At 57.6% G+C, this 25,892-nt stretch carries 23 protein-coding genes; 13 read left to right on the plus strand and 10 right to left on the minus strand.

What is annotated here, in order from left to right; all coding sequences use genetic code 11:
• Nucleotides 1-155 precede the first annotated feature (155 nt).
• Nucleotides 156-791 carry a TetR/AcrR family transcriptional regulator gene (locus tag QPL95_RS10995; RefSeq protein ID WP_303291016.1) on the plus strand — a complete coding sequence of 212 codons (636 nt, stop codon included), beginning with the start codon at nt 156-158 and terminating at the stop codon, nt 789-791.
• Nucleotides 792-806: 15 nt separating this feature from the next.
• Here QPL95_RS10995 and astB read toward each other — a convergent pair whose 3' ends face one another.
• The 4 genes from astB to QPL95_RS11015 all read right to left on the minus strand — a co-directional run bounded on the left by astB (nt 807) and on the right by QPL95_RS11015 (nt 6,012).
• Nucleotides 807-2,147, minus strand: a complete 1,341-nt coding sequence (gene astB, locus QPL95_RS11000; protein WP_303291017.1) for an N-succinylarginine dihydrolase — start codon at nt 2,145-2,147, stop codon at nt 807-809.
• Nucleotides 2,128-3,225: an arginine N-succinyltransferase gene (astA, locus tag QPL95_RS11005; protein ID WP_303291018.1), complete on the minus strand. Its 1,098-nt coding sequence runs from the start codon at nt 3,223-3,225 to the stop codon at nt 2,128-2,130. The genes astB and astA overlap by 20 nt, the downstream gene beginning before the upstream one ends.
• A 62-nt stretch (nt 3,226-3,287) precedes the next feature.
• The gene (locus QPL95_RS11010; RefSeq protein WP_303291019.1) at nt 3,288-4,502 is read right to left on the minus strand and encodes an aspartate aminotransferase family protein; all 1,215 of its coding nucleotides are present in this window, start codon (nt 4,500-4,502) and stop codon (nt 3,288-3,290) included.
• Between the two features lie 58 nt (nt 4,503-4,560).
• Nucleotides 4,561-6,012 (minus strand): exonuclease domain-containing protein, encoded by a 1,452-nt coding sequence (locus QPL95_RS11015; protein ID WP_303291241.1) that lies wholly within the window; start codon nt 6,010-6,012, stop codon nt 4,561-4,563.
• 248 nt (nt 6,013-6,260) lie between these two features.
• Between QPL95_RS11015 and QPL95_RS11020 the strand changes: the two genes are divergently transcribed.
• Nucleotides 6,261-7,337: a DcaP family trimeric outer membrane transporter gene (locus QPL95_RS11020; RefSeq protein WP_303291020.1), complete on the plus strand. Its 1,077-nt coding sequence runs from the start codon at nt 6,261-6,263 to the stop codon at nt 7,335-7,337.
• Between the two features lie 418 nt (nt 7,338-7,755).
• Here the strand turns inward: QPL95_RS11020 and QPL95_RS11025 are convergent, their stop codons facing one another.
• The 5 genes from QPL95_RS11025 to QPL95_RS11045 all read right to left on the minus strand — a co-directional run bounded on the left by QPL95_RS11025 (nt 7,756) and on the right by QPL95_RS11045 (nt 13,476).
• On the minus strand, nt 7,756-9,009 hold the full coding sequence (locus tag QPL95_RS11025; RefSeq protein WP_303291021.1) for an NADH:flavin oxidoreductase/NADH oxidase family protein: 1,254 nt from the start codon (nt 9,007-9,009) through the stop codon (nt 7,756-7,758).
• A gap of 89 nt (nt 9,010-9,098) precedes the next feature.
• On the minus strand, nt 9,099-10,280 hold the full coding sequence (locus QPL95_RS11030) for an acyl-CoA dehydrogenase (RefSeq protein WP_303291022.1): 1,182 nt from the start codon (nt 10,278-10,280) through the stop codon (nt 9,099-9,101).
• 59 nt (nt 10,281-10,339) lie between these two features.
• Nucleotides 10,340-11,470: an acyl-CoA dehydrogenase family protein gene (locus tag QPL95_RS11035; RefSeq protein WP_303291023.1), complete on the minus strand. Its 1,131-nt coding sequence runs from the start codon at nt 11,468-11,470 to the stop codon at nt 10,340-10,342.
• Between the two features lie 9 nt (nt 11,471-11,479).
• Nucleotides 11,480-12,676, minus strand: coding sequence for an acyl-CoA dehydrogenase family protein (locus tag QPL95_RS11040; protein ID WP_303291024.1), 1,197 nt, complete (start codon nt 12,674-12,676; stop codon nt 11,480-11,482).
• Between the two features lie 23 nt (nt 12,677-12,699).
• Complete coding sequence (locus QPL95_RS11045; RefSeq protein WP_303291025.1) at nt 12,700-13,476, minus strand: enoyl-CoA hydratase; 777 nt, start codon at nt 13,474-13,476, stop codon at nt 12,700-12,702.
• A 205-nt stretch (nt 13,477-13,681) separates the two neighbouring features.
• On the opposite strand from QPL95_RS11045, the gene QPL95_RS11050 reads away from it, so the two are divergent.
• The 11 genes from QPL95_RS11050 to QPL95_RS11100 all read left to right on the plus strand — a co-directional run bounded on the left by QPL95_RS11050 (nt 13,682) and on the right by QPL95_RS11100 (nt 24,652).
• The gene (locus QPL95_RS11050) at nt 13,682-15,328 is read left to right on the plus strand and encodes an AMP-binding protein (protein WP_303291026.1); all 1,647 of its coding nucleotides are present in this window, start codon (nt 13,682-13,684) and stop codon (nt 15,326-15,328) included.
• Nucleotides 15,329-15,373: 45 nt separating this feature from the next.
• Complete coding sequence (locus QPL95_RS11055) at nt 15,374-16,141, plus strand: SDR family NAD(P)-dependent oxidoreductase (RefSeq protein WP_303291027.1); 768 nt, start codon at nt 15,374-15,376, stop codon at nt 16,139-16,141.
• Between the two features lie 30 nt (nt 16,142-16,171).
• Nucleotides 16,172-16,954, plus strand: a complete 783-nt coding sequence (locus QPL95_RS11060; RefSeq protein WP_303291242.1) for an enoyl-CoA hydratase-related protein — start codon at nt 16,172-16,174, stop codon at nt 16,952-16,954.
• Nucleotides 16,955-17,010: 56 nt separating this feature from the next.
• The gene (aliB, locus tag QPL95_RS11065) at nt 17,011-18,150 is read left to right on the plus strand and encodes a cyclohexanecarboxyl-CoA dehydrogenase (protein ID WP_303291028.1); all 1,140 of its coding nucleotides are present in this window, start codon (nt 17,011-17,013) and stop codon (nt 18,148-18,150) included.
• A 107-nt stretch (nt 18,151-18,257) separates the two neighbouring features.
• On the plus strand, nt 18,258-19,061 hold the full coding sequence (locus QPL95_RS11070) for an ABC transporter ATP-binding protein (RefSeq protein ID WP_303291029.1): 804 nt from the start codon (nt 18,258-18,260) through the stop codon (nt 19,059-19,061).
• A complete protein-coding gene (locus QPL95_RS11075) occupies nt 19,058-19,780 on the plus strand; it encodes an ABC transporter ATP-binding protein (protein ID WP_303291030.1) in 723 nt (240 codons plus the stop codon). Before QPL95_RS11070 ends, QPL95_RS11075 begins: the two co-directional genes overlap by 4 nt.
• 53 nt (nt 19,781-19,833) lie before the next feature.
• Nucleotides 19,834-21,045 carry an ABC transporter substrate-binding protein gene (locus tag QPL95_RS11080; RefSeq protein WP_303291031.1) on the plus strand — a complete coding sequence of 404 codons (1,212 nt, stop codon included), beginning with the start codon at nt 19,834-19,836 and terminating at the stop codon, nt 21,043-21,045.
• 112 nt (nt 21,046-21,157) lie between these two features.
• The gene (locus tag QPL95_RS11085) at nt 21,158-22,045 is read left to right on the plus strand and encodes a branched-chain amino acid ABC transporter permease (protein ID WP_303291032.1); all 888 of its coding nucleotides are present in this window, start codon (nt 21,158-21,160) and stop codon (nt 22,043-22,045) included.
• A 2-nt stretch (nt 22,046-22,047) separates the two neighbouring features.
• On the plus strand, nt 22,048-23,043 hold the full coding sequence (locus QPL95_RS11090) for a branched-chain amino acid ABC transporter permease (protein ID WP_303291033.1): 996 nt from the start codon (nt 22,048-22,050) through the stop codon (nt 23,041-23,043).
• Nucleotides 23,044-23,080: 37 nt separating this feature from the next.
• Nucleotides 23,081-24,127 (plus strand): zinc-binding dehydrogenase, encoded by a 1,047-nt coding sequence (locus tag QPL95_RS11095; RefSeq protein ID WP_303291034.1) that lies wholly within the window; start codon nt 23,081-23,083, stop codon nt 24,125-24,127.
• 48 nt (nt 24,128-24,175) lie between these two features.
• On the plus strand, nt 24,176-24,652 hold the full coding sequence (locus QPL95_RS11100) for a MarR family winged helix-turn-helix transcriptional regulator (protein WP_303291035.1): 477 nt from the start codon (nt 24,176-24,178) through the stop codon (nt 24,650-24,652).
• Between the two features lie 5 nt (nt 24,653-24,657).
• On the opposite strand, the gene pcaF is transcribed toward QPL95_RS11100, so the two are convergent.
• Nucleotides 24,658-25,860 carry a 3-oxoadipyl-CoA thiolase gene (gene pcaF, locus QPL95_RS11105; protein ID WP_303291036.1) on the minus strand — a complete coding sequence of 401 codons (1,203 nt, stop codon included), beginning with the start codon at nt 25,858-25,860 and terminating at the stop codon, nt 24,658-24,660.
• Nucleotides 25,861-25,892: the final 32 nt, after the last annotated feature.

Consider the following 25,892-nt stretch of genomic DNA (forward strand, 5'->3'; position numbering starts at 1 on the left):
CTTTCCCTGAACAGATTGATGGTTGGCTTGCTGATCCTTCAGAAGCAGCCCTTTGTTTTCACGACATCATGTCATTCTTTGACAAATTGTCAATAATCGGTTTTCATCCACAGTCAAGCATCCAGCAGCAACCCCCAAAGGAAACCGGATTAGCCATGAACGAACCGCTGAGGTCACGCCGGGAACGGGAAAAACAGGCAAGGTACGATGCCATTCTGGACGCCGCAGAACTGGCCTTTTCAGAAAAAGGCTATGAACGCACATCGATGGATGACATCGCCCGCACCGCGAGTTTGAGCCGTGCGCTGCTGTATGTGTACTTCAAAGACAAGGCGGCTATCCAAAGGGGCATTATGCTCCGCGCCGGGCAAAGCCTGGTGGATCGTTTCAGGGAGGCCTTGAGCACAGCCGACACCGGGCTGGCGCAGATTCGTGCGATGGGAGAGGCGTACTACCAATACTGCATGGAAGAACCGGACTACTTTTCTGCGCTCACCAATGCGTCAACCGCCATGGCAGAAGCAGAAGAAGCGCAGGCCAGTGAGATGTTGTGCTCAAAGAACGAGCTGATGGAACTGATGGAGGCCGCTCTTCACAAAGGCCTGGAAGACGGAACCATAAACCGGGAAACCGTGGTGTCGCCCGCGCAGACAGCGTTTTACCTGAGGGGCGCCTTGCACGGGGTCATCATGCTGTGCCAGGCGGAAGCCTCGCAGGGAAACGAGTTCCCCTCCGCCTCCCTGGTGAGCCATGCCATGGACATGCTCACGCGATCTATTGCCAGCACCTGAAGCCTACACCCTTTCTCACCGCTGGAAATCGTAAATGGAACCCAGGCCGAGAATATCGGTCAGTTCGTCCAGCGCTCGCCTCACCTCGTTCAGCAACGCAGGGTCCGCCAGATCTTTCTGGCTTAACCGGTCCCGGTAATGGCTTTCCACCCAGGCGGTCAGCCTTTGATAGAGGCTGTCGGTCATAATAACGCCATGATTGATGGCGTGAAGCTCCTCATCATCCAGCACGACCCGCAGCCTCAGGCAGGCAGGCCCACCGCCATTACGCATGGACTGCTTCACATCGAACACTTCGACGGACGTGATCGCGCCATCGGACTTTACCAGTTCATCCAGATAACGGCTGACGGTCGCAATTTCACGACACTCCCCTGGCACCGCCAGCAGCATGCCGTCCGGGCTGTTCAACAGCTGACTGTTGAACAAATACGACGCTACCGCATCTTCGAGGGGGACGTCCTGTGCCGACACCCGAATGGCCTCAAGCTCCGCACCCATCAGACGCTCCCGGATATCGGACAGCACCCGCTGTTCATCCAGAAACGCCTGTTCGTGATAGAACAGACAGCGGCCATTACCTACGGCAATCACATCATTGTGGAAGACCCCGGCATCAATCACCGCCGGGTTTTGCTGGGCAAACACAAGCTGCCGGTCTGACAGGCCATGCAGCCGCGCGACCGCCTGCGAGGCTTCGAGCGTTTGACGGGCCGGGAACCTGGCCGGGGCTGGCGCCTGATCGTTAAAGGCCACCTGGCCATAGACAAACAGCTCAACACCCGGCTCGCCATAACGGCTGCACAGCCGGGTGTGATTAGCTGCGCCCTCGTCACCAAAATGGCTGACCGACGGCAGGGCGTCGTGATGCGCAAAATGGCGCTGATCATGGAAGATCGCTTGCAATACCCGGCCTGTAACCCGGTGTTCGATCGAGCGGTGAAACTTGGCACTGAGGTTAGCCGGGGTGAAGTGCACCCTGCCATCCGCGGTATCCGCGCTAGGCGACACAGTGGCGGCATTCGCGGTCCACATGGCTGAGGCGGAAGACACCGCCGCCAGAATGGCCGGATCCGCTTTTGCTACGCCTTCCAGTACCTGCGCTTCCGACCCTTCAAAACCCAGCGCTCTCAGAGTAGGAAGATGGGGGCGCTCATGGGGCGGCAAAACGCCCTGCACATACCCCCGATCAGCCAGCGCTTTCATCTTCGCCAGCCCCTGCAGAGCCGCTTCCCTGGGATTGGCCACCAGATTCACGTTGGACTTCGAGGCCACGTTGCCCCAGGACAAACCTGCGTAATTATGGGTAGGACCTACCAGGCCATCAAAGTTGGCTTCAACCGCGTGTTTTACCATGGCTCGGCGTTCCCCGGGTTGGCGTATGAATGGGAGACAATTCGCCTTCTTTCAAAGGCGCAATGCGCACGGAGTCACCCGATTCCAGCAGCAAGGCATCCGCAACTTCACGGGGAATGTTGACGGTATCCGATCCCACACAACTCATGGGGATGGTGGTCACTCTGAAATCGCCAAAGGAGCGGTTGGAAATCATCACCCTCTGCTCAGGGGGGGCTTCCATATCCACCGGCTTGTTTACAATCATGACATGGCGATTGAGCGATTCACGCACGGTCCGGATGGTGTGCACAAAGGCTTCAACCACCGGGCCACCATCGAAAATATCGACCAGACCGTTGAAATTGAAACCTTCAGCCTGGAGCATTTTCAGGGCCGGGAGGGTGTTGTCGTGCACCTTGCTGATTACCTCCCGGGCTGAATCCGGCAGCAGGGAAAGGTAAATCGGGTAATGCGGCATCAGCTCGGCGATGAAGGATTTATTGCCAAGCCCTGATAGCCGATCGGCTTCGGCAAACTCCATCTCAAAGAATTTACTGCCCAGGGCATCCCATAGCGGATTTCGGCCGTGCTGGTCGGATACCCCGCGCATTTCTGCAAACACCTTTTCGGAAAAATGCTCACGAAAATCATCCAGAAACATAAAGCGACAACGGGACAACAGCAGGCCATTACCCCCGCCTTTGTATTCGTCTGCCAGCAGCAAGGAGCAGATCTCGGTGGTGTCTGTCATGTCACTGGACAGGTGAAGCGTGGGCGTACGCACGTGAACGCCCAGCTCTCGGGAGGCATTAACGGTAAGGCTCAGGCGGTAGTTGTAGAACACCTCATCCAGCCCTACCCGGGCCTCAATACCGCTGATGCCGACGGTCTTCCCGGTTTCGGTATCTTCAAGAACAAACAGGTACAGGCCTGCTTCTGGTTCGCAGCGTTGGCCGAAGGATTCCGCCGCCCAATCAATCTTGCGCTGCAACAACACTCGGTCGGCCGGCAAAGTGGTCAGGCCCTTGCCGGCACTCTCAGCCATGGTGAAAAGGTCGTCCAGGTCTGCCGCCTGAATGGGGCGAACAACCAACATAGTGCGCCTCCCAATACGAAAACAGGATGCCTGCGGCCCCGGCTAGAGCCGCAGACGTCCGCTCAGGCTGTCAGCTTGATGACGGCAGCCTCGAAACGCGCCAGCGCTTCTTCAATGTCCGATTCCGGAATGATCAGAGACGGCGCCAGCCGAATAACATTCGCGCCTGCCATCAGCACCATAACCCCCTCATCCAGACCCGCACTCAGAAAATCCTTGGCCTTGCCCTGCCACTGTTCTGTGAGAACACAGCCCAAGAGTAGACCAGCCCCACGAACTTCGGAAAACACGCCATGGCGCTCGCCGATGTCCATCATGCCTTTGCGCAGTTTTTCTGAGCGGGCCTTCACGCCTTTCAGGATATCTGGCTGGCTGACGGTATCGATGACCTTCTGGGCCACCGCGCAGGCCAGAGCGTTGCCACCGTAGGTGCTGCCGTGGGTGCCGACGCCCAGGCTCTTGGCCGCTTTGGCGGTGGTGAGCATGGCGGCTACCGGGAAACCACCGCCAAGGCCTTTGGCGCTGGTGAGGATATCCGGCACCACGCCGTACATTTCATAGGCGTAGAGGTAGCCGGTACGACCAACACCGCTTTGCACTTCGTCGAAGACCAGCAAGGCGTTGTTGTCGTCGCAGAGCTGGCGCAAGCCCTTGAGGAAATCGGGATCTGCGGGCATAACGCCGCCCTCGCCCTGAATGGGCTCGACCACCACGGCGCAGGTTTTCTCTTTGGAAATGAGGGCTTTTACCGAATCCAGGTTGTTAAACTCGGCATGGTGAATACCGCCCGGAGCAGGTTCAAAGCCTTCCAGGTATTTCGCCTGCCCGCCCACGCTGACGGTGAACAGGGTGCGGCCGTGGAAAGAGTTGGTGAAGGAGATAATCTCGTGTTTCTCGGGACCGTAATGCTCCCACGCATAACGACGAGCCAGCTTGAACGCGGCTTCGTTGGCTTCCGCACCGGAGTTGGCGAAGAACACCCTTTCTGCGAAGGTCTGATCGCACAGAGTTTTGGCCAGACGCAAGGCCGGCTCGTTGGTCATCACGTTGGACAGGTGCCAGATCTTCTCAGACTGTTCCTGCAATACGCCCACCAGGCCCGGATGACAGTGGCCAAGGCTGGTCACCGCGATGCCACCTTGCAGATCCACAAACTCTCGGCCGTCCTGATCCCACACGCGGGAACCCTCGCCTCGCACCGGGATGATATTACCGGGGGCATAGTTGGGCACCATTACTTCATCAAACAGTTCGCGGGAGACAGGTTCTCTGTTCATGGATCTCTCTCAGTGACTCATTGCTAAGTGACAGGGTGAAGGACCCATAATACGCCACTCAGGGCATAAGAACAGCCGGTTGCACTAAAGCTGGCAGCTCAATGATTCGATACTGCTTTCGGTCCCTGCCCAGCAAGGCTTTAACCAGCAGTTTGTATGAATCGAGATCGAAGGTGACTGGCTCCCGGCCCGGTTCAAAGTTTTCCAGTTCTTGTTCGGCGTGCAGGGTGGCAATGTGTATCCAGTTGCAGATCACCAGAATGTCAGTGCGGCCGGTGTCAGGATTTTCTTCCACCAATCCGACCGCACCAGGCCAGGGCCAGGTTTTCAGGCGCAGGGCGTGGAAGGCAATCTGCATACGCAGGTTGTAGCGGGTAGAGTCTTCTGCGCCCTCACAGGCGCCTTTGCAGCGGCCCAGGCTGCGCTGAAAACAGGGACCCGGGCCGGCCGGTTCCAGCCCCAGCAGTTTGCCGCACAAATCGTTCTTGCCAGCGATGCCACGGATAGCAGTTTGGGCATCCCGCTTGCTGCGAAACAGGCCGTAATACTGCCCCAACTGATCCGGCTGCAGGCTGCGGTCAATGCGTGCCTGCAGATAGCCGCCGGCACCCTCTTCCAACACCAGGCTGGCCAACTGCTTTGCCGCCCGGGAGCGGCGGTTGTAGAGGGGATTCAGGGTTTTGATCTGTTTGAGTTCCAGCAGCAACGCACCCAACTCACCGGCGGTTTCTGTGAACTCCACCCGGCGCAGGCTTTCAGACAGCCGTAGCCCGCGGCTGGACTGATGGTCTCCCGAGAAATGGGATGCCACCCGCTGCGCTATGTTGGTGCTTTTGCCAACGTACAACAGCACATCGTTGTCACCGTAAAACCGGTAAACCCCCGGGCCATGGGGCAGACCGGCGAATAATTCGGCAGGGACGTTTGAGGGCGTGCTCTGGCGCTGCAAGAGCTTGCGAATAGCGTTGTTGATGGCCTCCGGACCGTGCTCTGCCCGAGCATGCTCGAAGAACGCCAGCATCGCGGCTACATCGCCCATGGCCCGATGGCGTTCCACCGCAGGTAAATTGTGACGGGCAATCAGGGCGTCCATATTGTGCCGGCTGTGTTCCGGATACAGCGCCCGGGACAGGCGCACCGTGCACAAAACCTTCGCACTGAACGGCCGGCCCAAACGACGGAACTCGGACTTTATGAAGCCATAGTCAAAGCGGGCGTTGTGGGCAACAAAGACCTTTCCCTGCAGCTGCTGCTCCAGCTTGTCAGCGATATCGGCAAACAGCGGCGCATCAGCCACCATCGCATTCGTGATGCCAGTGAGCCTTTCAATAAAACCGGAAATTCTGGCCTCCGGGTTCAGCAAGGTTTGCCATTCCCCCACCACCTCGCCGGCACGCCAGAACCGGATGCCGATTTCAGTAATCCTGTCTCGCTGCGGGTTGCCGCCGGTGGTTTCGATATCGAGGAAAGCGAAGGTTTTTTGCTGCAAGAGCGTGCTTCTGGTTGCCATCATGGTCCGTACGCCGAGGCTCCAACTTTGGTTTAGTTCACCACGAACTCAGAGCCTGTAGACATTCGTCTAAAGAGTGATCAATTTTGTTTGAATTGTCACCCAACCGTAACTAATTTGTTGATGGGTCCAACAACAATAAATATTTGGAGACAACAATAATGCAGAATAACAAGCTTAGAATGGCCATCCGTGCGACGGCGGCAGCCGCTATTTTTGGTGTAGCAGGCTAGGCTAGTGCACTGGAATTGAGCGCTGGTGACTGGAAAGCCGGGCTGTACGGTTTTGCACGCCTTGCAGCGGCTTATGACATTGACGAAGACATCTCTGCTGGCGGCAGAGGCGGTGCCTTCAGCGATATCACTACTGGGAACGCAGATACCAACGACGGCCACTTCGGTATGGACGCCAACACCAGCCGCCTGGGTTTCACCGCCACTTCTCCAGAGGGCGTCAAGGCGGTGGTCGAATTTGATTTTGATAATAACGGCACACTGGAGCCCCGCCTGCGCCGCGCCTTCGGCGAATACAACGGGGTATTGCTAGGTCAGGAATGGTCTAACTTCACAAGCTTTGTCGGCAATCCATCCATACTGGACTGGGACAACCTGCCTGGCCGTGCAGGCTTGCAGAGCCGTGTCACCCAGGTTCGCTACACAACTGGCGCCCTGTCTTTCTCTATTGAGGATGACACAAGCCGCAACCAAGAAAGTACAACCAACCCGGGCAACATTGCTGGCGCAACAGGTGACAAGACTTCCATGCCCGTTTTCACCGCCCGAGTGGAAGATAGTGCCGGCGGCCTCAGCTATTCTGCAGCGGCTCTTGTGAAACAGATCTCCTACGATGACACTGTCAATGATGACGATGCGATCGGCTTTGCCGCGTTTCTGGCCGGCCGTTTTGCTGTTACTGACATGCTGAGCATCATGGGCTCGGTCAGCTTTGCTGATGGCGCGTCTAACTACATCTACCGTTCCGGAGAAAATTTCGGCGGTTTTGAAGGTTACGCGGATGCCAACGGTGACCTTGAGACCATCGAAACCTTCGGTGCCAATATAGGTGCTGGCCTCAATCTGGGCGGTGGCCGTTCCATCAACATTGGTTACGGCACGACCATGAAAGACCTCGACGACGCCGTAAATGCTAATATCATCAGCGGTGCGACAGCCGAGACCAACTCCATGCTCGCCGTGAACTACCAGTGGAAGCCGGTAGAGCGCGTGAACATGGGCGTTGAATTTGCTCGCCTGGAAACTGACAACCAGAACGGCGACGACGGCGATGCAAGCCGCATCATGTTCGTAGGCCAGTACAACTTCTAATCAGAATTCTGCTAAGTCTGCCAAGGAGTACTGAGAAACCCCGGCTTCGGCCGGGGTTTTTCGTTCCAAGACAGGGCAATCTGCACCACTGTGAACCACACGCCTGAACCAGTACCCGGACAATTCTCAAAAAACCAAGATTTTTCATCGCATTAAATACAAGCAGTCCATTGGCACGGCGAATGCAAAGTCCTCATTGCAAAGCCATGGACGGAGTAACCGCCAGGCTCATTCTGCTGCAACCCGATGAGGTGTCACCATGAAAAAAGCCCAAGACCAAAACCTGCTTTTTGAACTGACCCAGCCTGCCGAAGCCTACGCCATGCAGGATCTTCACAACTATTTTGACTGGATGTTCTTCGCCAACTGACCAGGAAAAGACACCGGCCGGGGCTAAAGGCCCCGGCCGGTGTGCTGACTATTCACCCGCCCTGAGCCTGCTACGGACGCTTCGGGTTGTCATCACGCCGAGAACCTCCATCAACGACAGAATTCCCCGATCATGCTGTTTCGGTGCTTTGCCCCTGGCAATCCGGCCGATCTGCCGGGTGTACCAACTCACTTCCATCAGCGCCATGTCGTCAATCAGTCGAATCCCTGTTTTGATGGGCCTCACCGCGCTGGTCATCTGATCGCCTTTCATAATGCGGTTCGGCAAATCCGGCTCCACCACCAACGGCCTCGCCAGACCAACGAGGTCAGTGGCGCCGGAAGCCAGTGCCTCCGCCATTCCAGACTCGGTGCGGAAACCGCCCGTCACCATCAAGGGTACGTCGGTGAGCTTGCGCACTTTCTCGGCGAACTCCAGGAAGTAGGCCTCCCGCGCCAGGGTACTGGCCTTTACCTGGCCATTTTCAGCGCCCTTGGCCATGGCCGGGTTCTCGTAATTGCCACCTGAGATTTCCACAAGATCAATGCCCTCGGCCACCAGGGCCTCAATCACCGCCAGTGATTCCTCTTCGGTAAAACCTCCGCGCTGAAAATCCGCTGAGTTCAGTTTGATTCCGATGTTGAAACTAGCGCCACAAACCTCCCGAATAGCTCGGTACACCGCCAACACAAAGCGCCTGCGGTTCTCCGCCGAACCACCCCACTCATCCGTGCGCTGGTTGTGGTGGGGTGACAGGAACTGACTCACCAGATAACCGTGGGCGCCATGAATCTGCACGCCATCGAACCCGGCTTTTTTGGCAATTGCGGCACTGCGAGCAAAGCGCTGAATAATGTCGTCGATCTCCGGGCCTGTCAGGGCCCGGGGTGTGGCGAACATGCCCCGGAGTTCCTTCTTGAACGGAATAGCGCTGGGTGAGACCGGGTCCCGGTTCAGCATCTTTGGGCTTTGCTTGCCAGGATGATTCAGTTGCATCCAGATCTGTTTGCCCCCCTGCTGGCCGGCTTTGGCCCAGGCGCTCAGCAGCTCCAGATCACCTTCGTCTTCCACCACCACATTCTGAGGCTCGCCGATCTGCCGGCGGTCGATCATCACGTTGCCGGTTATCGACAGCCCTGTACCACCTTCGGCCCAGGCCTGATACAGGGTCGCCAGTGCTTTGGTGGGGTGGTTATCAATGGTTCCCAGGGTCTCGCTCATGGCGGACTTGGCGAAACGGTTGGGAATAACAGAGCCGTTAGGAAGCTTGAGTGGCTGAGAAAGCAGTTCTGCGGGAGTCATAAGGGCCTCGAATGGTGGTTTTCAGGTTCCATGAGGCTGATAGTGGATCTGCCCGGCGAACCGGGCATTGGCCGAAGAGACTGTTTTTATCAGAAAAACGCCTGAATGCCGGTCTGTGCCCGGCCCAGAATCAGGGCGTGCACATCATGAGTACCTTCGTAGGTGTTCACCACTTCCAGGTTCACCAGATGGCGGGCCACACCGAATTCATCGCTGATGCCGTTGCCACCGAGCATGTCCCGGGCCAGGCGTGCAACGTCCAGTGCTTTTCCGCAGGAGTTGCGCTTCATGATGGAGGTAATTTCCACCGCCGCCGTGCCTTCGTCTTTCATACGGCCCAGGCGCAGGCAGCCTTGCAGCGCCAGGGTGATTTCGGTTTGCATGTCAGCCAATTTTTTCTGGATCAACTGATTGGCGGCAAGCGGGCGACCAAACTGTTGCCGGTCCAGCACGTACTGACGAGCCGTGTGCCAGCAGTCTTCTGCTGCGCCCAGTGCGCCCCAGGCGATACCGTAGCGGGCAGAGTTAAGGCAGGTGAAGGGACCCTTCAGGCCACGCACATCCGGGAAAGCGTTTTCTTCCGGCACAAACACGCCATCCATAGCGATCTCACCGGTAATGGAAGCCCGCAGGCCCACCTTACCGTGGATCGCCGGCGCACTCAGGCCTTCCCAGCCTTTCTCCAACACAAAGCCGCGGATCGCACCGTCATCGTCCTTGGCCCAGACCACAAACACATCGGCAATCGGGCTGTTGGTAATCCACATCTTGCTGCCAGTCAGCCGGTAACCGCCATCAACCTTGCGGGCACGGGTGATCATTGAGCCTGGATCAGAGCCGTGATTCGGCTCGGTCAGGCCAAAGCAGCCGATCCACTCACCGGAAGCGAGTTTGGGCAGATATTTCTGGCGGGTTTCTTCGTTACCAAACTCGTAGATGGGTACCATTACCAGAGAAGATTGCACGCTCATCATGGAACGATAACCGGAGTCGACGCGTTCAACTTCGCGGGCAATCAGGCCGTAGCACACGTTATTGAGGCCACTGCCGCCGTACTGCTCGGGAATGGTGGCGCCCAGCAATCCGGTTTCACCCATTTCACGAAAAATGGCAGGGTCGGTCTGTTCATGACGAAAAGCTTCCAGCACCCGCGGGCGCAGTTTATCTTGCGCAAACTGACGGGCGCTGTCGCGCACCATACGCTCCTCTTCAGTCAACTGCTGATCCAGCAACAGGGGATCTTCCCAATTAAAACTCGCTTTGTTGGCCATGTCGGCATTCTCCGTTTGTTTGTTTTAACCGCTTCAGGGTCCGAATCAAAAAATCATCGTCAGGCAACGCTCATCAACTCAGCAAAGGTTTGCTGGTGATAATCGTCATCGCCAAACTGGTGAGTCAGCATCACCAACCGTTTGGCATGGTGTGCCAGAGAATACTCCCAGGTCATCCCGATTCCGCCGTGCAGCTGTATGGATTGCTCGGCAATAAACTGTGACGCCCGGGCCACCACAAACTTGGCTGCAGCCAGCCGGCGAGTGCGCTCGTCGGAATCCGGATCGTCCGCCACACAGGCCGCAAGAATAACCATGGAGCGCGCCAGCTCTAGCTCACCACGCATTTCCGCCATGCGATGTTGCAACGACTGGAAGCGGCCAATCGGCGTTCCGAACTGCTGTCGCGTTTTCAGATAGTCCAGAGTCAGACGGAAGGCTTCTTCCATGCTGCCAAGCGCTTCAGCACATTGAGCGGCCATAGCCCGCCCTCGCTGATAGGCAATAGCTGCCCGGGCTTTCCCCGGCTTGCCCAGCAGGTCATCACTTTCCACGTACACCCCATCCAGGGTCAGATCGCAAGCCCGAGGGCCGTCAATGCAGGGGTAACCGGTGACCAACACGCCGTCGGCTGCCGGGTCCACCAAAAATACCGTTACGCCGTCAGTATCACTGATACGCGCCGTCACGAGAATCATTCCAGCAGTTTCACCACCGATAACCACCCGCTTTGATCCCTGCAGGCGCCAGCCCCGATCACAGGGCATGGCCGTGCAGGCCAGTGAGTCGGGATGGTAATGGCTGCCAGCCTCTTCATCCGCCACCGACAACTGAAGCTCACCGGAAGCAACGCGAGGCAGAATCCGCTGCCGCTGCTCCGCCGACCCCAGCTGCTCAACCAGGCCGGCACCGTATATCTGGGAATGCAAGTAGGGCTCGAGACAAAGTGCCCGACCCAGCTCCTGCATAACCAGCATGTTTTCGACACCACCACCGCCAAAGCCTTCGTAATCGGCGCCAATGGGAACCGAGGTCATGCCCAGCTCTGAAAGCTGGCGCCAGAACTCTGGGCTGTAGCCTTCCGGGCTTTGATAGAAAGCTTCACGCTGTTCAAAACTGTAAGTATTTCGAACCAGTCGCTGCACGGTGTCGGCCAGCATCTGCTGTTCTTCGTTCAGGTCAAAATCCATGGTTCTCTCCTAGAGTTCCAGAACCATCTTGGCGATGATGTTCTTCTGAATTTCATTAGAGCCGCCGTAGATCGACAGCTTACGCATGTTGAAATACTGACTGGCCGGGGCCGCGCTGTAGTCTTCGTGCAACGGTTCACCCTCAAACTCCGGTTCGAGTTCCTGCTCAAGGAACGGCAGCGCGGACGGGCCAAGGGCCTTGCGCATCAGGTTGGTAATCGCCTGACGAATTTCGGAGCCCTGAATTTTCAACAGGGAACTCTCGGCCCCGGGCACGCCACCGCCCCGGGTGGCGGCGAGAATACGCAGGGTGCTCATTTCAACTGCCATCAGGCGCATTTCCACTTCCGCAATGCGCGCCCTGAACATCGGGTCGTTGATCAGGGGTTTGCCGTGCACCGTTTCAGCCGACGCAATCCGCTTGAGCTGATCAAGGGCCGCTTTGGACAAGCCAATACCGGCCTGGCCGGTGCGCTCGTGGGTGAGCAGATACTTGGCGCAAGTCCAGCCCTTGTTTTCCTCTCCCACCAGGTTCTCAGCCGGCACCCGCACGTTATCGAAGAACACTTCGTTCACTTCGTGCTCGCCATCGAGGGTGATGATGGGCCGAACGGTGATACCCGGACTATCCATATCCATCAGCAGGAAGGAAATGCCCTCCTGCTTCTTCGCGGCCGGGTCTGTGCGAACCAGGCAGAAGATCTTGTTGGCGTGCTGGCCGAGGGTGGTCCAGGTTTTCTGCCCGTTAACCACGTAATGGTCGCCGTCCTTTTCGGCCCTGGTTTTCAAGCCCGCGAGGTCCGAGCCAGCACCCGGCTCGGAGTAGCCCTGACACCACCAGTCTTCGCCGGATAAGATCCTTGGCAGGTAATACTCTTTCTGTACCTGGTTGCCAAATTTCATGATGACCGGAGCCACCATATTCACACCAAACGACACGACTCGCGGAGCTCCCGCTAACGAGCACTCTTCATCGAAAATATGCTTCTGCACGACAGACCATCCGGTGCCGCCGTACTCAACCGGCCAGTTCACGGCATACCAGCCCTGAGCATCAAGAATCGCCTGCCAGCGCTGGTGATCGGTTTTGGCCAGGCGTCGCCCGAGGCGGACTTTCTCCGCCAGGTCAGCCGGCAGGTTCTGTTTCAGGAAGGCCCGCACCTCCTCACGAAATGCCTGCTCATCCGGGGTAAAATGAATGTTCATAAGCGTTCCTCAGCGTGCGTCCGTTAGCGGTGTTTCCAGCGGGGTTGGCGTTTTTCGAGGAAGGCACTCATCCCTTCATCCCGATCTTCAGAGGCAAAGCTTGACCACAACAATCGGCGTTCATAGTCCACGCCGGCCTTCAGGGTAGTTTCAAAGGCCTGATTGACCGCATCCTTGTTGATCATGGTCGCCATCAGAGAATAGCTGGCAATTTCGTTTGCCACCGACACTGCTTGTTCAAGTAGCTCTGCCGCCGGCACAACCCGACTGACCAAGCCAGAACGCTCAGCCTCCTCTGCATCCATCATTCGCCCGGTGAGACACAAGTCCATTGCTTTGGCCTTGCCTATAGCCCGGGTCAGGCGCTGGGTACCACCCGCTCCGGGCAGCGTACCCACTTTCACTTCGGGTTGTCCGAACCGGGCATTGTCCGCGGCGATGAGCAGGTCGCACATCATCGCAAGTTCACATCCGCCACCCAGCGCCAGGCCCGCGACGGCGGCAATCACAGGTTTACGACAGCGAGTGACCGCCTCCCAGTTGGCGGAAACAAAACCTTCCCGATAGGCCCGGGAAAAATCCAGCGTGCGTACTTCGGAGATATCCGCGCCGGCTGCAAAGGCTTTGTCATTTCCGGTCAGCACAATAGAACGAATGCCGTCGTCGGCGTCCAGTTCCGCCAGCACATCAGACAACTCGTTCATCAGTGCGTTATTAAGGGCGTTATAGACCTCGGGCCGGTTCAGCCGGATGACAGCCACCGCCTCCCGCTTTTCAAGCAATATGTTGTTGTATTTCATAAAACCCCCACCAAGCATTAGCTCCGATTCTGGCCACCTATAACTAATCCGTGAACTTTGGCATTGATTCCAGACTACACCTCAGAGTTTTTTAAAGCAACATGTTGACATATTATTTTGTCGGCGTATCTTGAAGGTATCCGATCAGCAACACGTACCTGTAGACAGGTCACCAACAACAAACCGGACACAGCAGGTGAATCAGATGGAAACAGGCATCACCCTTAACCCCGAACGTCGCGACGCCATGGTAAAAAGCGGCGCCTGGAACGACCGGCTCATTACCGACTACCTGGCCGACGCCGTAATCAGCACCCCTGACCGGGCGGCCATTGTCGGCTATCAGGTTACCGATGGTTCTCGCATCGAACTGAGCTACCGTGAGCTGAACGAAGCCGTCACCCGAATGGCCATAGGGCTTGCCCAGATGGGCATTGAGAAAGGTGATGTTGTTGCCTGCCAGCTGCCGAATTGGTGGCAGACCACTGCGCTGCACCTTGCGTGCATGCAGATTGGCGCCATTCTGAACCCGCTGATGCCGATCTTCCGGGAACGCGAACTGCGTTTCATGCTCAGCCATGGCGAAGCCAAACTTCTGATTATCCCCAAGGTGTTCCGTAACTTTGACTACGAAGCCATGATTGATGGCATTCGTGGTGACTTGCCAAAACTGGAACACCTTCTGGTGATCGGCGGTGAGGGCGAGCGCAGCTTTGAACAACGCCTGGTAAACACACCGTGGGAGCAGCAGCACGACGCCGCTACTCTGTTTGCTGAGCGCAAGCCAGGCGCCGACGACGTCATCCAGGTTCTCTACACGTCTGGCACTACCGGGGAGCCGAAAGGGGTCATGCACTCCTCGAACACCCTGTTCTCGAACGTTCGCCCCTATGCCGACCGCCTGCACCTGACCAGCGACGACACCATCCTGATGGCCTCGCCTGTCGCACACCAGACCGGCTTCCTGTACGGCATTATGATGCCAGTTTATCTGGGCACCACCGCGGTACTACAAGACATCTGGGATGTGGAGTTCGCCTGTAAGGTCATCGCGACGGAAAAGCCTGCCTATACCATGGCCTCTACCCCGTTCCTGGCCGATCTGGTCAAGGCGGCACCGAATCATGAAGGGGAACTCGACTCACTGCGCATTTTCGTTTCAGCTGGCGCACCCATTCCCACTGCCATCGTGGAACAAGCCGCCAAAGTTCTCAAAGCCAGTATCGTTTCTGCCTGGGGCATGACCGAAAACGGCGCGGTCACCATGACGCTTCCTGAAGACCCCGCCGAACGGGCAAGCCGGTCTGATGGCCGGGCACTGCCCTGGATGGAAGTGAAAGTTTCTGACTTCCAGGGCAACGACCTGCCTGCCGGCGAAGAAGGCAACCTGCTGGTTCGCGGCTCCAGTCTGTTTATTGGCTATTTGAAGCGCCCGGAACTCTACGGCGTGGATGAGGATGGCTGGTTCAGCACAGGGGATCTCGCTCGCATGGACAAAGATGGCTACATCCGCATTACCGGCCGCACCAAAGATGTGGTTATCCGTGGCGGCGAAAACATCCCCGTGGTCGAAGTTGAAAACCTGCTTTACAAGTTTCCCGGCATCGGCGAAGTCGCCTTGGTGGCCTTCCCGGACGAGCGTCTCGGTGAGCGCCTGTGTGCTTATGTGACCCTCGACGATCAGGCCAACGACCTCACACTGGACGAAGTGAAGGATTACCTGCTCAAGCACCAGCTATCCAAAAACTACCTGCCGGAATACCTGGAAGTGATCGAGGCGATGCCTCGCACAGCCTCCGGCAAAATCCAGAAATTCAAACTGCGGGAACAGGCCAAAAATATCCGCCTGTGAACTGCACCCAATACATGCCCCATGACTGAAAGACAGGAGCACATTATGAAAGGCCTTAACGGAAAAACTGTCATCGTAACCGGCGGTGGCGGCGGTATCGGCCGCGCGGTTTGCCTGCGCTTCGCCGAGGAAGGCAGCCTGGTTGCGGTACTGGATCGAGATAACGACGCTGCCCAGGCAACGGTTGACCTGATCACCGAGGCCGGTGGCAAAGGCAAGGCCTATGCCGCTGACATCACAAACTACGCGGTCATCACCGACACCGTAGCGGCCATCGAGAGCGAGTTGGGCGTACCGACTGTGCTGGTCAATAACGCCGGCTTCGATCGCTTCATGCCTTTTTTGAAAACCGAGCCCAAACTCTGGGATCAGCTGATTGCCGTTAACCTGACCGGCGCCCTGAATATGCACCACGTGGTACTGCCAAAAATGGTCGCCGCCGGTGGCGGAAAGGTCATCAACGTCGCTTCTGACGCAGCGCGTGTTGGCTCATCCGGTGAAGCCGTTTATGCCGCCTGCAAGGCCGGCCTGGTGGGCTTCAGCAAAACCGTTGCCCGCGAACTGGCCACCAAAAACGTCACTCTGAACGTGGTTTGCCCCGGCCCGACTGACACCGCCCTGCTGAAGGGCGTGGCAGACACCGCGCCAAACCCGGAAAAACTGCTGGAAGCCTTCCGCAACGCCGTACCCATGAAGCGCCTGGCCCAGCCCGAAGACTACCCCGGCATCATTGCCCTGCTCGCCAGTGATGACGCCAACTTTATTACCGGCCAGGTCGTCAGCGTGTCCGGCGGCCTGACCATGGCCGGCTAACAAAGACTCTCAGAAATCAGGAGAAATATGATGAATTACGAAGACATCCTCTACGAAGAGAAGGACGGCGTTGCCACCATCACCATCAACCGTCCTGAGCGCTACAACGCCTTCCGCGGTCAGACCTGCATGGAGCTTCTGGATGCGTTCAACCGGGCCGGCTGGAACAAAGAAGTCGGGGTTATCGTACTGACAGGTGCCGGCGAAAAAGCGTTTTGCACCGGCGGTGACCAGAACGCCCACGATGGCCAGTATGACGGCCGCGGCATCATCGGCTTGCCAGTAGAAGAACTGCAGACGCTGATCCGCCAGGTACCCAAACCCGTTATTGCCCGGGTCAATGGCTTTGCCATCGGCGGCGGCCACGTGTTGCACGTAGTCTGCGATCTGAGCATTGCGTCGGACAACGCCATCTTCGGCCAGGCCGGACCCAAAGTCGGCTCAGTTGACCCGGGCTTTGGCACCGCCTATCTGGGCCGGGTCATTGGTGAGAAGCGTGCCCGTGAAATCTGGTACCTCTGCCGCAAGTATTCCGCTCAGCAAGCGCTGGAGTGGGGTCTGGTTAACGCCGTGGTGCCGCAGGCCGAGTTGGATGCCGAAGTACAGAAGTGGTGTGACGAAATTCTCGAGAAGAGCCCGACCGCCTTGTCCATCGCCAAGCGCTCCTTCAACGCTGACAGTGAAAACATTGCCGGCATTGGTGCCCTGGGTATGCAGGCCCTGAGCCTGTACTACGACACAGAGGAATCCAAGGAAGGCGGAAGAGCCTTCCTCGAGAAGCGCAAGCCCGAATTCCGCAAATACTACAAGTGATCATGGCTGGGCCGGTTACGGCCCAGCCCCGGGCTTAACCGGCTGGGAGAACAGAGATGAATTTTGGATTCAGTGAAGAACAGAACGCCATCCGCGAAAACGTTGCCCGCTTCAGCGCAGAGGTTTTGGCACCGGGTTATCGAAAACGAGACCAGGAAGGCACCATTGAGCGTAGCGTCATCCAGCAGATGGGTGAAATGGGCCTGCTCGGTGGTGAATTACCGGAGGAATTTGGTGGCAGCGGCCTGGACTGTGTCACCAGCGGTCTGATTATCGAAGAGATCGCCAAGGGCGACTTCAACGTTGGCTATATTCCGCTACTGACCTCCCTGAACGGCCAGATCATCGCCAGCCACGCCAATCCCGATCTGGCTCAGGAGTGGCTGCATGGCATGACCTCCGGTCAGAAAGTGGCCTGTATTGCCCTGACCGAGCCTCACGGTGGTTCAGACGCCGCCAACCTGCGCCTGAAAGCAGAGAAGAAAGGCGAGGTCTACGTTCTCAACGGTGAGAAAACGTCGATTTCGATGGCCGATCAGGCCGATGTCGCTGTGGTGTTCGCCCGTACCGGAACCGTTGAACAGCGCGCCTCCGGCATCAGCGCATTCCTGGTACCCATGAATTCCCCGGGCATTACCACAACGCGCTTTGAAGACAACGGTCAGCGCGCCATTGGCCGCGGATCGATTTTCTTCGACAACGTGGAAGTGCCGGCAAACCACCGCCTGGGCGATGAAGGCAAGGGTTTCAAACAAGTCATGCAGGGCTTTGACTACAGCCGTGCGCTGATCGGCTTGCAATGTCTGGCCGTTGCCCAGCAGTCACTGGATGAAACCTGGCAGTGGCTGACCGAACGCACCGCTTTCGGCCAGAACCTCTCAGCCTTCCAAGGCCTGACCCATCCGCTGGCCGAATACCAGACCTTTGTGCACGCTGCCCGCATGCAGTGCTACCAGGCCCTCTGGCTGAAAGACAACAACCTGCCCCACAACGCTGAAGCCGCCATGAACAAATGGTGGGGGCCCAAACTGGCCTTTGACGTGGTTAAACAGTGCCTGCTGGCCCATGGCCACACCGGCTGGGGCGAAGACCTGCCCTTCGCCCAGCGCCTGCGGGATGTCCTTGGCCTGCAGATTGGTGATGGCACCGCACAGATCATGAAGAACATCATCGCTAAGGAATACCTGCCCAGGTAAATCACTTGATCCATCAGCTCTTGGGCTTTTCACCCATCTTCGCCGGCAACGGGAAGATGGGGCTTTTTCCATCCTGCCAGATTTCAACAATGACAAAAGGCGGCATGATGACCAGACCCGTTCTTGAAGCACGCAATCTGACCAAAGAGTTTCGCGGCTTTACCGCCGTGGACGACATAGACCTTCTGATCAGGGAAGGCAGCATCCATGCCCTGATTGGCCCTAACGGTGCCGGCAAAACCACCGTATTCAACCTGTTGACCAAATTTCTACAACCTACCCGCGGCCAGATTCTGTATCGCGGCGAGGACATTACCCCGCTCAAATCCGCAGCCATTGCCCGCAAAGGCATCGTCCGCTCGTTCCAGATCTCGGCGGTATTTCCCCATATGACCGCACTCGAGAACATCCGGGTAGCACTGCAAACCGCAGAGGGTTCCTCGTTCAGCTTCTGGAGATCCGGGAGCACCCTGCACAAGCTCAACGACCGCTGCATGGAACTACTGGATTCCGTGGGCCTGGCCGAGTTTGCCAACACCGCCACCGTGGAACTTGCCTATGGCCGCAAACGCGCACTGGAACTGGCCACCACCCTGGCCATGGACCCCAAGCTGCTACTGCTGGACGAGCCCACCCAAGGCATGGGTTCGGAAGATGTGGACCGCGTGGTGGAGCTGGTGCGCAAAGCCGCTCAGGGCAGAACGGTGTTGATGGTGGAGCATAACCTGAGTGTGGTCAGCAAATTATGCGACCGCATTACCGTACTCGCACAAGGCGCAGTGCTGACCGAGGGCGATTACCAAACCGTCTCTGCCGACCCGCGGGTGCGCGAGGTGTATATGGGCAGCGATGGCAGTGGTGAGCGAGGCGCGGAACCCCCAACCGACCCCGCGGAGGAGGTTGCACCATGAACCCGAATCCGAACCGCGAGTACGAACAGCTGCGCATTTCGGGCTTGCACGCTTTCTACGGGGAATCGCACATTCTGCACGGCATTGACATGGTGGTGCAGCGGGGTGAGCTGGTCACCCTGCTGGGGCGCAATGGCGCCGGGCGCAGTACCACCCTGAAAGCCATCATGAACATGGTCGGCCGCCGTACCGGCTCCATCATGATCAACGGCGAAGAAACCATGCAGTGCGCGCCACACAATATTGCCAGGCTGGGTGTCGGGTATTGCCCCGAGCATCGGGGCATTTTTTCCTCCCTCAGCGTACAGGAAAACCTCACCCTGCCGCCGGTGGTGCGCAGTGGAGGCACCAGCCTCGAAGAAATCTACACCATGTTCCCCAACCTCTACGAACGCCGTTTCAGCCAGGGCACCAAGCTCTCCGGCGGTGAACAGCAAATGCTGGCGATGGCCCGCATTCTGCGCACCGGCGCCAACATGCTGTTGCTGGATGAAATCACCGAAGGCCTGGCCCCGGTGATCGTGGAGAAACTGGGCGAGGTGTTGGTCGCCCTCAAGAACAAAGGCCTGACCATTATCCTGGTCGAACAGAATTTCCACTTTGCCGCGCCATTAGCTGACCGCCACTACGTGGTGGAACACGGGCAGATTGTGGAAGAAATCAGCGCCAACGAACTGAGTGCCAAGCAGTCGGTGCTGGACAGCTATTTGGGGGTCTGACCCCAAACCAACAACAACCCGAACCAACGCAAGACAGTAATGGAGAAACAACAATGACAATGATGAAAAAGCTTCTTGCCTCTGCCGTTGCATCCGCACTGATGGCCAGTGGTGCCCAGGCGGCCATCTCCGACAACACCGTGAAAATCGGCTATCTGGCGGACATGTCTGGCACTTACCGGGACCTCGCCGGCCCTAATGGACTGAAAGCCATGGAAATGGCGGTCGCGGACTTCGGCGGCAAGGTCAACGGCGCCAAGATTGAGATTGTCAGTGCCGACGATCGCAACAGTGCTGATGTCGCATCCAGCACTGTGCGCCGCTGGCTGGAGAACGACGGCGTGGATATGGTGGGTGGCCTGGTGGCATCGTCGGTCACACTGGCCGCCGTGGGGTTGCTCGAACAAAACGACAAACTCGGGCTGGTTTCAGGCGCCGCTGCGGCGAGCATTTCCAACGAGAGCTGCAGCCCCAATCATATTCACTACGTCTATGACACCTATGCGTTCTCCGTTGGTACGCCGACCGCCATGGTCAAGGAAGGCAACAAGCGCTGGTTCATTCTGACTGCGGATTATGCCTTTGGTCATGCCCTTGAGGCCGACGTTACCCGGGTGGTTGAGGCCAATGGCGGGGAAGTGGTTGGCAGCATCCGGCACCCGTTCCCAACGTCGGACTTCTCGTCCTTCATCCTGCAAGCCCAGGCTTCTGGCGCCGACGTGATTGCCATGGCCAATGCCGGTTCCGACACCACCAACGCCATCACCACGGCCGCCGAGTTTGGTGTGACCCAGGCAGGCCAGGCCATCGCCGGCCTGGTGGTGTTTCTGAGTGACATCCACGCTCTTGGTGCGGAAGTCGCCCAAGGGCTGCAACTGACCACTGGCTGGTACTGGGACATGAACGATGAAACCCGCGAATGGTCTGATCGCTTCATGGAAAAAACCGGCACCAAGCCCACCATGATCCATGCAGGCGTTTACTCAAGCACCATGCAATACCTTAAAGCCATTGAGGCCACAGGTTCTGACGATGCTCAGACGGTGCGGCAGCACATGATCAAAACACCGATCAATGACATGTTTGCCAGTAACGGCTACATCCGCGAAGACGGCCGGATGGTGCACGATATGTACCTGACCCGGGTTAAAACCCCGGCAGAATCGACCAATGAATGGGATCTGTACGAAATCGTTCGCACCATTCCCGGAGAGGAAGCCTTCCGACCACTGTCCGAAAGCAAATGCAGGCTGGTGAAAAACTAAGCAACGTTGAGTCGCCCGGCAGCCGGCCAGCGAACGCGACCGGACGCCGGGCACCCGCCGGGACGAATACCCTGACAAAAACAACGCCTGCATTGTTTGTGGAGTTAACAACATGACCATGATTTTCGGCGTCCCCCTTGCCGTGCTTTCCGGCCAGTTGCTGATCGGGATCATTAATGGCGCCTTCTATGCCCTGTTAAGCCTGGGCCTTGCGGTGATCTTCGGTCTGCTGAAGATCATCAATTTTGCCCATGGCGCCATGTACATGCTCGGTGCACTGGTCACCGTCGTTCTGTTTGATCTGATGGGGGTCAACTACTGGGTGGCGCTGTTTCTCGCCCCTCTCCTGGTTGGCGCATTCGGCGTGTTGATCGAATATTTCCTGCTCCGGCGGATCGCCGGCCAGGATCACATCTACAGCCTGCTGCTCACCTTCGGCGTGGCCCTGATCATTCAGGGCGTACTCACCAACATCTACGGTGTTTCCGGGCTGCGCTACGCCATGCCGGACATGTTCAAAGGCGGTATCAACCTGGGCTTCATGTTCCTGCCGTACTACCGGGCCTGGGTCATCGTGGTGGCGATGCTGGTGTGCTTCGGCACCTGGTTCATTATCGAGAAAACCAAGCTGGGCTCCTACCTGAGGGCCGGCACGGAAGACTCACAACTAATGCAGGGCTTCGGCATCAACGTGCCACTGCTGGTCAGCCTTACCTACGGTTTCGGGGTCATGCTTTCAGCGCTCGCCGGCGTGCTGGCCGCCCCTATCTATTCGGTCACCCCGGTGATGGGCTCCAACATTCTCATTGTGGTCTTTGCCGTGGTGGTGATCGGAGGCATGGGCTCCATTGGCGGCGCCATTATCACCGGCATTCTAATGGGCGTCGTTGAAGGCCTGACCAAGACTTTCTATCCGCCAGCATCGTCTGCCGTTATCTTCCTGGTGATGGTCATGGTGCTGATGATCCGTCCCACCGGCCTGTTCGGCAAGGAGGCATAACCATGAACCAACCTGTGAATCCTGCCGATATCCACAAAGTCATTATTGAGCAGCAGAAGGCCCGGAATCGGAAGAAAATGATGGTGAACGGTGTTCTGTTCTTATTGCTATTGGCCGCTCCGTTCATGATGTACCCGGTCTTCCTGATGAAGATCCTGTGCTTTGCCTTGTTTGCCGTGGCCTTCAACCTGCTGTTCGGGTTTGCCGGTCTTTTATCCTTTGGCCATGCCGCTTTTCTGGCGGCCGGGGGCTACACCACCGGTTATCTGCTCAGCAACTTTGCTGGCCTGTCCACAGAACTCGGCATCCTGGCCGGTACCGCCACCGCTACCGTATTGGGGCTGGCGTTTGCGCTGCTGTCGATTCGCCGCCAGGGCATCTATTTTGCCATGGTGACTCTGGCGCTGGCACAGCTGGTGTTTTTCTTCTTCGTGCAGGCGGAATTTACGGGTGGCGAAGACGGCATGCACGGGATTCCACGGGGGCACTTGCTCGGGTTGATCAATCTGGAAGACAACCTGAACATGTACTACTTCGTACTCGCCGTGTTTATCGGCTGCTACTTACTGGTACAGCGAATTGTCAGCAGCCCCTATGGCCAGGTTCTCAAAGCCATCAAGCAAAATGAGCCCCGGGCCGTGTCCCTTGGCTACAATGTAGATCGCTACAAAGTGCTGGCCTTCGTCATTTCGTCCGCACTGGCCGGGCTGGCGGGCTCAATGAAATCTGTGGTGTTCCAGCTGGCTTCACTGAATGATGCCCACTGGCACATGTCGGGAGAGGTCATCCTGATGACCCTTCTTGGTGGAATGGGCACGTTGCTGGGACCGGTGATCGGCGCAACCTTCGTGGTTAACGTGGAGTACCAACTCTCACAGGGCCCCCTCAGAGACTGGGTAGACCCCATTCTGGGCGGTATTTTCGTGCTCACCGTACTCGCCTTCCGCAGCGGGGTCGTCGGTGAAATCCAGAAGCTGGTGGACCGGAATTTCAAATGACATTCGGGCAGACACACAGACAATCGGAGCGTAGCCTATGAAAGCCGCATTCATCACCGGTCACGGTGGCAACGAAGTTGTAGAAGTGGGTACCGTTGAACGCCCAAACCGTAAGCCCGGCGAAGTGCTGGTTCGCCTCAAGGCCGCGACGCTCAATCAGGTTGACCTGTACATGCGCAACAGCGGCGCTGGCATTACCCACAGCCTGCCCCAGATCATGGGAGTAGACGGTGCCGGTGTGGTGGAAGAGGCCGACGAATCCGACACCCGCTTTTCACCCGGACAGCCAGTAGTGCTATTCCCTGCCGTAACCTGCGGTCGGTGTGAATTCTGCCATCGGGGAGACCACAGCCTTTGTGTGAAAATCCAGTTTCTGGGCGAACATCGGGATGGTACGTTGGCCGAGTGGATCAGCGTTCCTGCAGAGAACGTTTTCCCTATGCCGACAAGTCTCTCCTTCTCCCAGGCTGCAGCGATGGGCGTCAACTACCTGACCGCCTGGCGCATGCTGTTCAGCAAAGCCCAGGTAAAGCCCTGGGAGACCGTACTGATATTCGGCATTGGCGGAGGCGTTTCGCTTGCGGCAATGCAACTGGCCAACTGCATTGGCGCCCGAGTGATCGTGACATCCCGTGATGACGACAAGCTGGAGCGAGCTCTGGCCTTGGGTGCAAGCCACGCCATCAACAGTCAGACCCAGGACGTCGCTAAAGCCGTTCTCGCGTTCACGGAAGGCCGTGGTGTGGACGTGGTTATCGAGAATGTCGGCCAGGCGGTCTGGTCTTCCGCTATGAAGTCGCTGGTTCGGGGCGGGCGCCTCGTCACCTGTGGCGCCACATCGGGCGCTCAACCGGGGGCAGATCTGCAGCGTCTCTTCGTTCGGCAACTTCAGATTTTCGGATCCACCGGCGGCACCCGATCGGAATTCAGAGACCTGCTGTCATTCGTGAACAGCCACGGCATTGAGCCGGTTATCGACAGCACGTTTTCATTGAATCAGGTCCACGATGCCTTGAATCAGCTGGAATCGGGTAAGAAAATGGGAAAAGTCGTCATCAACCTGCAAGACGCTGGTGAAAGATGACGGCGAAAGGCGTCGCTCTGGCGCACCCTCACTGACAGGACAAAAGTGATGAAAGTAACCGAATCCGGAGGCGTTTCGAACCGGCTTTTCTTCCGGCTTTTTCAGACCGGCAACATTCTGCAACGGCAAGTCCAGAATGAAATGGGCATGAGTGCCGTTCAGTGGGCCGTACTGGGTGCGCTGTCACGGGAGGGCTTTGAAGCAGGCACTTCCTTCAACCAGCTTAAAGGCTATCTGTTTGTTAGCCGCCAGAATCTGGATGGCGTGCTGAAGCGCATGGAGCGGGACGGTCACGTGCTGCGCATTCCTGACCCCGAAGATCGGCGGGCCAGGCTTGTGGTGCTCACCGATGCTGGCAGGGAGTACTGGGATCAGCTCCAGGGCACCATTGCCGAGTTTTACCGTCAAGCCCTTCAGGGCGTGAGCTTTGATGACGAAGTCAGTCTGCTGCACCTTTTGAAGAAGCTGCAGCATGATCTGATTAACGTATCGTTGACCGAAGGCGCCACTGAAACAAACGACTGAGCGTTTCAGCAACGCTCAATCACGGTCGCAATCCCCTGGCCAACGCCCACGCACATGGTGCACAAGGCATACCGGCCCCCAGTGCGCTGGAGCTGGTTGGCGGCGGTCATCAGCAACCGGGACCCTGACATTCCCAGGGGATGACCAAGCGCAATGGCGCCGCCATTCGGATTGACCCTTGGGTCATCGTCGGCAATACCAAGCTCCCGAAGCACCGCCAGCCCCTGCGCAGCAAAGGCTTCATTCAGCTCGATAACATCGAGGTCATCAAGGCTCAGGCCCAATCTCGCCAACAGTTTTTGGGTTGCCGGCACCGGGCCAATTCCCATAACACCCGGCTCAACACCTGCCGTGGCCATGCCTAACACCTTGGCCACTGGCTTAAGACCGTGCTTACTTACAGCATCGGTACTGGCGACCAGCATGGCTGCCGCACCGTCGTTGACGCCAGAGGCATTACCCGCAGTGACACTGCCGCCGCCCCGGAAGGGCGTTGGTAAAGCCGCGAGCTTTTCGAGGGTTGTCGCTCGTGGGTGCTCGTCGGTATCGACCACCAAAGGGTCCTGCTTGCGACGCGGAATGGATACAGGAGTTATCTCCTCGGCAAACACCCCGGCTTGTTGCGCGGCGGCCGCTTTTTGCTGAGACCGAAGCGCGAACAGATCCTGATCCTCGCGCGAAATACGATACTGCTCAGCCACATTCTCTGCGGTTTCAGGCATGGACTCGATCCCATACTGCTGTTTCATCAGCGGATTGACCAAGCGCCAGCCTATGGTGGTGTCTTCCAGAACCTGGGTGCGGGAGAAAGCGGAATCGGCCTTACCCATCACAAACGGTGCCCGCGACATGGACTCCACGCCACCTGCCAGCGCCAACTCCATTTCACCAGCGCGAATCGCTCGGAATGCCGTGCCAACGGCGTCCATACCGGAGCCGCACAAGCGATTCAGAGTGACTCCCGGCACCGTCACCGGCAGCCCGGCAAGCAAGCCGGACATGCGTGCCACGTTCCGATTATCTTCCCCCGCCTGATTGGCGCACCCCAGAAAAACCTCATCAATCGCTGCCGGGGCCAGTGCCGGTGCCTGCTCAAGAACAGACTTAAAGATAAGAGCTGCAAGATCGTCAGGCCGAACCCCGGACAAGGTGCCACCGAAGCGGCCGATGGCAGAGCGGCGAGGATGGCAAAGATAAACGTCAGTCATTGGAAGAACCTCTCTAACACCCGAAACGGGTA

Origin of the sequence: Marinobacter sp. SS5-14b (genome assembly GCF_030541005.1) — a bacterium.
In the GTDB taxonomy this organism is placed as follows: Bacteria; Pseudomonadota; Gammaproteobacteria; order Pseudomonadales; family Oleiphilaceae; genus Marinobacter.